Origin of the sequence: Longimicrobium sp. (genome assembly GCF_036387355.1) — a bacterium.
Lineage (GTDB): Bacteria > Gemmatimonadota > Gemmatimonadetes > Longimicrobiales > Longimicrobiaceae > Longimicrobium.
In genome coordinates, this window is record NZ_DASVTX010000369.1 from 1 (window position 1) to 10882 (window position 10882).

Below are 10882 nucleotides of genomic sequence, written 5' to 3' on the forward strand. Positions count from 1 at the left end.
TGCAGTTGAAGCCTCGATCGTGGACGCGTCAGCGGCCACGAGTCGGGGCTTACCGCTTTCAGAGCGGCGGATTCATCCGCTCAGGACAGCCCGCGGCCGCGCGAACCTTGTTCTCCGCGCTGCCCCCTTCGCCCTCGGCAACCCTCCCCAGTCTGTTTTGGGGGAGGGTTGGCCGGTGATGCCGGCCCGGGTGGGGGCCGCCGGGGAGTCCGCCGTTGTCGTTCAGCCTCGCGGGATGCACCAGTCGATGGGCGTGCCGCCCGCGCGCTGCAGTTCGCGGTTGATGATGGTGAACGGCGTGCTGCCAAAGAACCCGCGCCGCGCGGAGAGCGGCGACGGATGCGCACTCTTGTGCACGAAGTGCGGCGGCCCGATCAGCGCCTCCTTCTTGGCCGCGTACCCGCCCCACAGCACGAACACCACCGGCTCCGGCTTGGCCGCCACGGCGCGGATCACCGCGTCGGTGAACCGCTCCCACCCCTTGCCCTTGTGCGAGTTGGGCTCCCCGTCGCGCACCGTCAGCACCGCGTTCAGCAGCAGCACGCCCTGCCGCGCCCAGTGCTCGAGCGAGCCGTGGCCGGGCGGCGCGCACCCCATCTCGTCCCTCAATTCCTTGAAGATGTTGGCCAGCGAGGGCGGCGGCCGCACCCCCGGCCGCACCGAGAACGCCAGCCCGTGCGCCTGCCCCGGACCGTGATACGGGTCCTGACCCAGGATCAGCACCCGCACCTTGTCGTACGGCGTCAGCCGGAGCGCGGTGAACTCCTCGCCCGCGGGCGGATACACGGCGGCCCGGGCGCGCTCCCCGTCCACGAACGCGCGCAGGCCCGCGAACCACTCGGAGCTCAGTTCATCCGCCAGGTGCTTGCGCCATGATTCCGGGAGTGCAGTATCCATCGGCGATCACGCGTACAGGAGGAAAGAGGAAAAAGCGGACGGGATGCAAGCGCGGGACCGGTGCGGGATCGTGCATCCACACGCGGCCGGGTGCGCGCGTCCGGGCATTCCGCGTGCACCATCCGCGTTCAGGCGCTCCCGGGCCGTGGAACCCGGGGGCGGGGATCTCCGGTATGACCATAGGGTTGAAGCCAAACCGTTTGCCTGGAGACGAGCCATGATCAAGCCCAATGTTCGAGCGGGGTTCGGACGGCGCGAGGCGGAACTCCTGACCGCCATCGCCGGGCCGGCCGGCGAGGCGCTGCTGCGCGGCGGCGGCCTGGACGCGCTGCTGGACGACCCGGCCGTGCTGCGCGGGCTGGCGCGCGGGCCGCGCATCAGCACGGCGCCGGCGCCGCTGGTGTTCTACGTCCTCGTTCGCCACGCGCTCATGCAGCGCGAAATCCACGATCGGCAGCTGGCGGACTACACGGCCGCCATCCTGCTGGAGTTCGCAACGGCGGGCCGGGCGCACCGCGTGGACGGCGGCGCGGGCGAGCCGTTCCACTACCTGGCCGACATCGTGAACGCGCTGGACCAGGCGCGCGGCGAACGCGAGTTTCTGCTGCGCGTGCACCTGGGCAACTTTGCGCTCTGGCTGAGCGGCGTGTTTCCCGACCACATCGCGCACCGGGTGCAGCGCCGGGGCGCGCCGCCCATTTCGTACTACGACGAGCTCGGCGCCGCCGGCTACCGCCTCGCGGCCGGCAGCCACCTGGCCCTGCGCCACGGCATGGGCGACGTGCTGCTGCGCGCGGCGGAACGGTTCCGCGACGTGCGCTCCGCGCTCAACTCGCTCTCCGACACGCTCTTCTTTCCGCAGAGCCAGGACGCCATCGAGCGCCTGCTGCGCCAGGTGAGCGACGACTACCAGCGCGGCACCGGCTGGGCCTGACGCCCGTCATCGACTAGGAAACGGAATCGCCCCTCTCCCGAAGCTCGGGGGAGGGGCGATCTTGCATGCGGACGTCCATTGGACGACCGCGGCCTTCTACTTCGTCTCTCACGGAGTTCACGGCGGGTGCACGGAGGTCACGGAAGAGATTCAGTACCGTGAACCCCCGTGGCCTTTCCCGTGCCCTCCGTGAGAGGCGGTCTCCGCCCTAGCGGCGCGTGATGCGCACGGGGCCGCTGAAGGTGGTGATGGACACGTCCGGCCCGCCCGAGCCCAGCCGCAGCCGGCGCTCGCCGCCGTCGCGGCGGCCGTCCCCGAAGTCCGAGGCAAAGCGCCCGTTCCACGTGGTGATGGTCACGTCCGCGTCGGTGCCGCCGGGAACTCGCAGCTCCACGCTGCCGCTGTGGCTTTCCACGTTCAGTTCGCCGCCCAGCCCGCCCTCCAGCACCATTGCCCCCGCCACCGTCTGGTAGTTGCCGGAGATGCGGCGGCCGGACACCTGAATGGCGCCGCTGACCGTGTTGACGTCCACCGGGCCGTTGGCGTTGGTGACGCGCACGGCGCCGTTCAGCGTGTTGATCTCCGTGCGCTCCGCCGCGGCGTTCACCGTCACGCCCCCGTTCATGGCGTCGGCCTCCAGACGGCCGCGCACGGTGCCGGAGATGGAGATGGCGCCGTTCATGGAGTGCACCTCCAGGTCGCGGGTGGTGGCGTTCACCGTCACCGGCCCGTTGGTGGTGCTGATCTCCACGTTGCGCGGCGTGCCTTCCACCGTCACCGGGCCGCCGGCGTTCACCGCCTCGATGTTGCCGTCCACGCCGGAGATGGAAAGCATGCCGCCGTTGGTCTGCACGTCCACCGACTTGCCGGCCGGGACGCGTACTTCCAGGGTGGAGGGGCCCGCGCGCCCGCGGCTGCCCACCACCATCACGTCGCCGTCTTCCATCTGCAGCCGGTCGCCGTCGCGGCTCAGCGTGCCGGTGACCTGGATCTCGTTGCGGTTCCACCCGATCACCCGCAGCGAGCCGCCGTGGGTGTGGATCTCCATGGTTCCGCTGCCGCTGGCGGGCTGCCGCGTGTTCACCTGCCGCTGCGCGCTCGCCGGCGCGGCCCAGGCCAGCAGGGCGGCCGCCCCCGCGGCCACCAGAAGTCTGTTGTGCATCGTCGTTCCTTTATGTGAATGGGCGTGCGCGGGCTACATCAGCACCGCGCGCCGCAGCACGCCCAGCTTGGCGTCGTAGGATGCCGAGAGCATTCGGGCCAGCTCCCGGCTGTTGGGGTCCGCGGCCAGCGCCGCGCGCGATTCCTGAATGGCCTGGTCGATCACGCGCAGGTTGGCCTCCAGCGTGGCCGCCGTGCGGGGCGACATGCGCGACCGCTGCGTGTCCAGCAGCTTCTGCAGGTCGCCGATGGCGGCCTGGTACTCCTCTTCCGCCGGGCGGAACGAGGCCAGCGCCGCGTCCGTCCGCGCCGGCGCCTGCACCGGCGCCTGCCTCTGCACCGGCGCGATGGCGACCGGGGCCTGGGTGCGGTCGCCCGCCACCATCAGCGTGGCCACCGACGTCCCCACCGTGAGCAGCACCGCGGCCGCGGCCTGCATCCACCAGGGCACCCGCCGGGTCTGCCGCGGCCCGATCATGGGGACCTCGGCCGGGAGCGCCACCGTGTCCCGCGGCTGCAGCCGCGGCGCGATCTCCGACCACAGGTCCCGCGTGGGCTGGATCTCCGTGGGGAGCGCCGCGGCCTCGTCCAGCAGGGCGAGTAGCGCGCGCTCCTCGGCGCGGCAGTCGTCGCACTGCATCAGGTGACGGCGCACCTCGCGCTCGTCCGGGGCGGGGAGCTCGCCGCCCACGTAGTCGTCCAGCAGCTCCAGCGTACGCTCGTGTGTCATCGTCCCAGTGCCTCCCGCAGCAGCCGTCGTGCGCGGTGCAGCTGCGCCTTGCACGTTCCCACGGCCGATCCATGCATGCTTGCGATTTCCTCGTGCTTGTAGCCCTCCACGTCGTGGAGGACAAAGACCGCACGGGCGCCCGGCGGAAGGAGCGCAATGGCGCGCTCCAGGTCCATCGCCGCGCCGGGATCCGGCGCGCGCGTGGGCGTCTCGTACACTTCCGGCGCGTCGGTGGTGAAGATGCGGTGCACCCGCACCCCTTCGCTCCTGCGCTCCCCCAGCACCACGTTCACCGCCAGGCGGTGCAGCCAGGTGCTGAAGGCGCTCTTTCCCTGAAAGCTCCCCAGCCGCTCCCACGCCCGGACAAACACGTCCTGCGTGAGCTCTTCCGCCCGGTTGGAGTCGCCGCACAGGCGAAGGCAGAGCGCGTGGACGCGGCCCACGTTGTCGCGGTACAGCTGCTCGAATGCCGTGGCGTCGCCCTCCTGGGCGCGGCGAACCGTAAGGTCCGCCACGGCGTGCATCTCTGCCGCGGGAGGGTTGTCAGCCAGCATGGTGGCCATCGAGACGACGTGGGCAGGGGTTCCTCGCGCTTCCGACATGCATAGGATGGAGGGCGCGCGGAAAAGGTTTGAACGGGAGGGAAGGGAACATCGCGGGACCTGCGGAAGGAGTACGCGGGGCAGCCGCCGCGGGGCGGATGTCGCGGAAAACATGGCACGGGAGGCGCGGGCGCGCCATCCGTTCTGGACCTACGGCGCCGGCGCGCGCGGGGGATTCAGCCCGCCGCGGCGCGGGCGGAAAGGGGGCCCGCCCACATCACCCGGCGGACGCGCCAGGCCAGCATGAGCGCCACGGCGGCCAGCCCCAGCACCAGGCCGGCCCACACCCCCATGGCGCCCCAGGAGGTGCGCGTCCCCAGCAGCCAGGCGGCGGGCGCGCCGATGGCCCAGTATCCCAGGATGGTGATCCACATGGGGACGCGGGTGTCGCTGGCGCCGCGCAGGGCGCACAGCCCGGCCACCTGCGCGCCGTCGAACACCTGGAAGGCCGCGGCCATCGCCAGCAGCCCCACGCCCATGCGAATGAGCTCCGGGTCGTGCGTGTACAGCCCCATCAGCCAGCGCGGCGCGACCAGAAAGAGAACGGCGCACATCGCCATGAAGGCGGTAACGAGCGCGTACGTGGTGAGTACGGCCCGGTGCACGCCGCGGCGGCTTCCCGCGCCCACGTGCTGCCCCACGCGAATGCTGCCGGCCAGGCTCGTCCCCATCGCCACCATGAAGGTCGCGGAGGCGATGTTGATGGCCACCTGGTGCGCGGCCTGGGCGCTGGCCCCGATCCACCCCATCAGCACCACGGCAAAGGCGAACACGCCGATTTCCGCCCCCAGCTGCACCCCGATGGGGGCGCCGATCCGCAGCATCTCCTTGAGCCGCTGGAAGGACGGGCCCAGGGGGATGCCGGAAAAGGGGCGCAGGTCGCGGCGGTGCATCAGGTACGCGGCCATCGCCACGAGCATGGCCCAGCGCACGATGGTTGTCGACCAGCCGGAGCCGATCACGCCGCCGGGGCGCACGCGGATGTCGATGCCGGGCGCAAGGTGAAGCTGGAACCCGTAGATGAGCGCCAGGTTGCCCACCACGTTCACCGCCACGCCAATGAAGGTGAGGGCCATGGCGGGCTTGGTTTCGCCCATGCCGTCCAGGTACTGGCGCAGGGCGATGAACAGCAGCATGGGCGGCACGCCGCACCCCAGGGCGAACAGGTAGCCCGCGGCATCGCGGGTGACCTCCGCCGGCTGGTGCAGCGCCCGGGCGATGGGGCCGCCGAACATGCAGTACGCCGTCACGGGGATGGCGAGGAGCGCGGCCAGCCAGAGGCCCTGCACCAGGATGCGCCTGCACTCCGCGGCGTCGCGGGCGCCGAACGCCTGGCTGATGAGGGGCGACATTCCCATCAGCGTTCCCATGGCGAGCATGAGGACGGCGATGAAGATGGCGTTGCCCAGCCCGGAGGCGGCGAGCGCGTCGGCGCCCAGCGGGCCCACCATGATGGTGTCGGTGGTATTCATGGCGATGTTGCCCAGCTGGCTTACGATCAGCGGGCCGGCCACGCGGGTGAGCGCCCGCAGTTCGTGCGCGAACAGCAGTGCGCGGCGCCTGCGCCCGTGGGCGGGGGGCGTGCGCCGGCGTGCGGCGGGGGGCGGAACGGGCGCGAGCGTGCTCATGAACGGGATCTGCGGGCGATGCGAAGCCCCGAAGATAACCGCGCGCCCGGATCGGCGGCACCCGTGCTGGAATCGTGGTTGGGCGCGAGGGCGGTGCGGAGGGAGGGTGATAAGCCAGGAGAGTCGTTCGGCGGGAGTATGGTTTGGCACACGGCGGCGGGGTTCGTGCCCGGCGGTTGAAACCGCGCCCCCAAACACACGAAGTCCGCCTGCGCGGACTGCATCCGCAGCACCTGTGTTCGCCCCTCACACCGGGCGACCGGTGCGCGTGCAGGTGAAGTCTCCCCGTCTGTTTGGGGAGACTTTCCGCCGTTGTTGCGGCGACTTCAGTCGCTCAGCCCCTCGGCCGCCCCGATCTCCGCACTCCGCGCCCAGCACACCGCACTGCCGTCCCCTTCCGGCACGTATCCCGCAGCATCCCCCCGCACTACTTTCCGGGACCGTCCTCGTCCCCATCGCAGAACGCAGCCAGAGTCTGATGCTCGTCATTCAGCCCGACGCCCGGGGCGCGCGCCTGGAGCGCGCCCTCAAGGACCGCATTCGCGGCGAAATCCGCTTCGACGCCAAGTCGCGCCTGCTGTACAGCACCGATGCATCGCTGTACCAGCTGCTTCCCGTGGGCGTCGTGGTTCCGCGCGACGCGGAGGACGTGATGTCGGCCGTGCGGCTGGCGGCGGAACACGGCGTTCCCGTCCTTCCCCGCGGCGGCGGAACGGCGCTGGCCGGGCAGACGGTGGGGCCCGCACTGGTGCTGGACTTTGGCAAGTACATGAACCGGGTGCTGGACGTGGACCCGGACCGCCGCCGCGCCACCGTGCAGCCCGGCGTGCGCCTGGACCGGCTGAACCGCGCCGCCGCGCCGCACGGCCTCACCTTTGGGCCGGACCCGGCCACCATCCGCCAGTGCTGCCTGGGCGGAATGATCGGCAACAACTCGTGCGGCGCGCGCTCGCTGGTGCACGGCAAGACGGGCGACCACGTGCACACGCTGGACTGCGTGATGCACGACGGCGCCGCCGCCCACTTCGGCCCGGTGGGGCGCGACGCGGTGCCGGGGATGGCGGGAAGGGAGGGCGAACTGGCCCGCCGCGTCCTGGGCATCCTGGAGCCGGAGCGCGAGCGCATTCTGTCGCGCTACCCCAAGGTGCCGCGCCGCGTATCCGGCTACAACTTCGACGCCATGCTCGAGGCGCCGGAGCTGAACCTGGCGCACATGATCGTCGGCTCCGAGGGCACGCTGGCGACGGTGGTGCAGGCGGAACTCGGCCTCGTCCCCATCCCACCGCACCGCGGGCTGGTGCTGCTGAGCTTTCGCGAGCGATTCACCTCGTTCGACGCCACGCCCCACATCCTCCCGGAACCCGGGCTCACCGCGCTGGAGATCGTGGATTCGCGGGTGATGCAGGGCGCGCGCGAGCTGCTGGACTTTCGCGCCACCGCCGCGCTCGCCTCGCCCGATGCGCTGGGCGTCCTCTTCTGCGAGTTCAGCGGCGTCACCGCGGACCAGGTGGCGGAGCTGGCGCACGACTTTGCGCGGCGCGCGCCGGGGCTGCCGGGGAACCCCACCGCGGGCGTCTTTCTTTCCGCGCGCGACCAGACGGCCGCGTGGGCGCTGCGGCAGGCCGCCACGGGGCTTCTGTATCGAACGACGTCGCACCGCGACATCAAGCCGCAGGAATTCGTGGAAGATACCGGCATCGCGCCGGAAAAGCTGGGCGCCTACACGCGCCGCTTCGAGGAGATCGTGGCGCGCAACGGCACCTCCCTCGGCTTCTTTGGTCACGCCGGGCAGGGGTGCCTGCACATTCGCGTGGACCTGAACCTCAAGCGCGGCGAGGACGTGGGGCGCATGCAGCGCATCGCGGGCGAGGTGGCGGAGCTGGTGGTGGAGTTCGGCGGATCGCTCAGCGGCGAGCACGGCGACGGGCTGGCGCGCAGCGAGTTCCTGCCCATCATGTTCGGGCCGGAAATCATGGACCTGCACCGGCAGGTGAAGCGCGCGTTCGATCCCGAAGACCGCATGAACCCGGGCAAGATCGTTCCGCCCGTGCAGCGGATGAGCGAAAACCTGCGCTTTGGCGAGGAGTACCGCGCCCATCCGCCGCAGACGTGGTTCGACTACAGCGAGGACGGCGGCGACTACGCGGTGGCGGTGGAGAAGTGCAACGGCATGGGCGTGTGCCGCAAGCTCGACGCGGGGACCATGTGCCCGTCGTTCATGGTGACGCTGGAGGAACAGCACAGCACCCGCGGCCGCGCCAACCTGCTGCGCGAGGCCATGAAGGGGAGCCTGCCGGGAATGCGCAGCAAGGAGGTGCTGGACGCGCTGGACCTGTGCCTGGCGTGCAAGGCGTGCAAGACGGAGTGCCCCGTGGGCGTGGACATGGCGCGCTACAAGGCCGAGTTCCTGGCGCAGCACCACCGCGAGCACGGGGTGGACCGCAAGGCGCAGTTCTTCGGGCGCATACACGACGTGGCAAAGGCGGCCTCCATCGCGCCCGGCTTCGCCAACTTCGGCAATCGGATGATGTCGGGGATGATCAAGCGGATGGGCGGCATCGACCCGCGCCGCGAGATGCCGACCTTTGCGCCGGAGCCGTTCCGCCGCTGGTTCCGGCGCCGGCCGCGCCCGTCGTCGTCGGACGGCAAGCCGACGGTGATCCTGTTCGACGATACCTTCAACGGCTTCTTTGGCACGGAGCCGCTCAAGGCGACGGTGACGGTGCTGGAGCGGGCCGGCTTTGATGTGAAGCTGCCGCGCAAGCAGGTGTGCTGCGGACGCGCGGCCATCAGCAAGGGGTTGCTGGACCACGCCCGCGACCTGCAGACGGACCTGCTGCAGACGCTGGCGCCGGAGGTGGAGAACGGTGCGTGGATCGTGGGCGTGGAGCCTAGCTGCATCCTGACCCTGCGCGACGAGCTTCCCGACCTGGTGCGCGACGGGCGCACCAAGACGCTCGCCGCCGCGGCGGTGACGCTGGAGGAGTTTCTGGCCAGCCTTCCGGACTGGAAGCCCGGCCGCATCGACGGCCGCGCCGTGGTGCACGGCCACTGTCACCAGAAGTCGCTGGTGGGAATGGAGCCCACGCGCGAGGTCCTGAGCCGCGTGGAAGGCTTGCAGTTCGAGATCCTGGACAGCGGATGCTGCGGAATGGCGGGCAGCTTTGGATACGAGGAAGGCCACTACGACGTCAGCAAGGCGTGCGGCGAGCGCGTGCTGTTCCCCGCGGTCCGCAACAGCGCCCCCGCGGACTACGTCGTCGCCCCCGGCTTCAGCTGCCGCCACCAGATCGCCGACTTCTGCGACGGCCGGCGCTCGCTCTCCACGCCCGAGCTGCTGGCCTTGGCTACGCAGGAGCCTTCGCGATGAGGCGCTTCCCCAAATGCATGTTCGGGCGCCGCTTGGCGAGCGGTTGTTACTGATTTAGCTTGGGTCGGACACTGACCGGAGTTGAGCAATGGGAGAACTGGGCCGAATCACGGTTAACCCTCGCCAGTGTGGCGGGCGTCCATGCGTTCGCGGCATGCGAATCCGTGTGACTGACGTGCTGGATCTGTTGGCTACAGGCCTGAGTCGTGAGCAGGTGATTGAGGAACTTCCTGATCTCGAGCCGGAAGACGTGGATGCCTGTCTGCGCTTCGCGTCACGACGCCTCGATCATCCTGTGGTCGTGGCGTGATTCTCTGGCTTGATGCGCAGCTTTCGCCAGCGATTGCTCTTTGGCTGAGAATGCGGTTCGAACTGGACGCGCACGCCGTTCGCGATCTCGGTCTCAGAGACGCGGAGGACTTTGAGATCTTCACCGCTGCACGGGACGCCCGGGCCGTGGTAATGACCAAGGACAGCGACTTCGTAGACCTGCTCCAGCGCCACGGCCCACCTCCTCAGGTCATCTGGTTGCGGTCGGGCAACACCTCGAATGCGCGTCTCAAGGTGCTGCTCAACCAGGCGCTTCCCACAGCCCTACCAATGCTTGAGGCAGGCGAGCCGCTGGTAGAAGTCGGCGACGCGTGGTGACCCAGCGTTCCGCTAGCATCTGATCCTCCTGGTAGTCTGCACCGAGTCTCCGAAACGTCTCGCAAAAGACGTGTGGTAGAAACGATCCGCGTCTCTGCTGACAGCCAGCGCGGCCCGGTTCCCGCCGAGCCGGCACTCAGCCCAGCTTCCCCTGCTTACCATCCCGGCCCGGGCGTCGCGGCCGCATACCCATCAAGAGCCTTGCGCCACGGGGATCATCAACGGTACGGTTGGCGTCGCCGCGCTCGATCCGCTGGTGAGCGACGCATGCGACCTTCCGAGGCTCGATTCGCCCGCTGGCCGTCTCTGTCCGCCCCTCTCCTGCACCCACCCTCTGATGACCGCGCCGATGCACATCTCCCGATCCGCCGTACGGCTGTTGCAGACCCTGGTTGTCGCCGCGACGCTCGCGGCGGCGAGCGCGTGTTCCGTGTCCGTGCAGCGGGGCGGCGGCTCGGGCGACATCGTGGCCGAGGCGCGCACCTTCATGGAGAGCTACGCGCGCGACCTGAGCTCGGGCAATCGCGCCGGGATCGCGGAGCGATACGACCGCACCGGCGCATATCGCATGGGCAACGGCAACAAGGAGTTCCTGCCCTACGACTCCATCGCGCACCAGTACAACACGGCCTGGTCGCCGCCGGCCGCGTTCGAGTGGCGCAACCTGTCGTACGAGGCGGTGGGCCCGGATGCGGCGCTGGTGACCGGCCAGTTCGCCTGGACGCTCCGCCCCGGTACCAACCCCATCATCTTCTCCTACACCGGGCTGCTGCGCCGGCAGAACGGCACGTTGCGCATTCGCCTGGAAGACGAATCGCCCGACACGCGCACGCTGCCGGCGCGCCCCGCGGCGCCCGCCAACTGATCCATCCCGCGCGGTCCCGTTGCGCGGCGCCAGCTTGCCGCGCAACG

General features: G+C 70.3%; 10 protein-coding genes. 5 read left to right on the forward strand and 5 right to left on the reverse strand.

The genetic code is table 11. From position 1 onward, the window contains the following. Window positions 1–222: 222 nt before the first annotated feature. Window positions 223–897, reverse strand: coding sequence for a uracil-DNA glycosylase (locus tag VF665_RS16055; protein WP_331054454.1), 675 nt, complete (start codon window positions 895–897; stop codon window positions 223–225). A 217-nt stretch (window positions 898–1114) separates the two neighbouring features. Here VF665_RS16055 and VF665_RS16060 point away from each other — a divergent pair, with 217 nt between their 5' ends. Beyond that, complete coding sequence (locus VF665_RS16060; protein WP_331054455.1) at window positions 1115–1831, forward strand: hypothetical protein; 717 nt, start codon at window positions 1115–1117, stop codon at window positions 1829–1831. Window positions 1832–2039: 208 nt separating this feature from the next. Here VF665_RS16060 and VF665_RS16065 read toward each other — a convergent pair whose 3' ends face one another. The 4 genes from VF665_RS16065 to VF665_RS16080 form a co-directional block, all read right to left on the reverse strand. Beyond that, entirely contained in the window at window positions 2040–2993 is a 954-nt protein-coding gene (locus VF665_RS16065) for a DUF4097 family beta strand repeat-containing protein (protein ID WP_331054456.1), read from the reverse strand. 33 nt (window positions 2994–3026) lie between these two features. Then, window positions 3027–3722 (reverse strand): zf-HC2 domain-containing protein, encoded by a 696-nt coding sequence (locus VF665_RS16070; RefSeq protein WP_331054457.1) that lies wholly within the window; start codon window positions 3720–3722, stop codon window positions 3027–3029. Further along, window positions 3719–4276, reverse strand: a complete 558-nt coding sequence (locus tag VF665_RS16075; RefSeq protein WP_331054458.1) for an RNA polymerase sigma factor — start codon at window positions 4274–4276, stop codon at window positions 3719–3721. The genes VF665_RS16070 and VF665_RS16075 overlap by 4 nt, the downstream gene beginning before the upstream one ends. Before the next feature lie 224 nt (window positions 4277–4500). Then, on the reverse strand, window positions 4501–5952 hold the full coding sequence (locus VF665_RS16080) for an MATE family efflux transporter (RefSeq protein ID WP_331054459.1): 1452 nt from the start codon (window positions 5950–5952) through the stop codon (window positions 4501–4503). Window positions 5953–6430: 478 nt separating this feature from the next. Between VF665_RS16080 and VF665_RS16085 the strand changes: the two genes are divergently transcribed. From VF665_RS16085 to VF665_RS16100, 4 genes are all read left to right on the forward strand, one after another. Then, window positions 6431–9322 (forward strand): FAD-binding and (Fe-S)-binding domain-containing protein, encoded by a 2892-nt coding sequence (locus tag VF665_RS16085; RefSeq protein ID WP_331054460.1) that lies wholly within the window; start codon window positions 6431–6433, stop codon window positions 9320–9322. An 88-nt stretch (window positions 9323–9410) separates the two neighbouring features. Further along, window positions 9411–9632 (forward strand): DUF433 domain-containing protein, encoded by a 222-nt coding sequence (locus tag VF665_RS16090; protein ID WP_331054461.1) that lies wholly within the window; start codon window positions 9411–9413, stop codon window positions 9630–9632. Beyond that, a complete protein-coding gene (locus tag VF665_RS16095; RefSeq protein ID WP_331054462.1) occupies window positions 9629–9970 on the forward strand; it encodes a DUF5615 family PIN-like protein in 342 nt (113 codons plus the stop codon). The genes VF665_RS16090 and VF665_RS16095 overlap by 4 nt, the downstream gene beginning before the upstream one ends. Before the next feature lie 349 nt (window positions 9971–10319). Continuing rightward, the gene (locus VF665_RS16100) at window positions 10320–10835 is read left to right on the forward strand and encodes a hypothetical protein (protein ID WP_331054463.1); all 516 of its coding nucleotides are present in this window, start codon (window positions 10320–10322) and stop codon (window positions 10833–10835) included. Window positions 10836–10882: the final 47 nt, after the last annotated feature.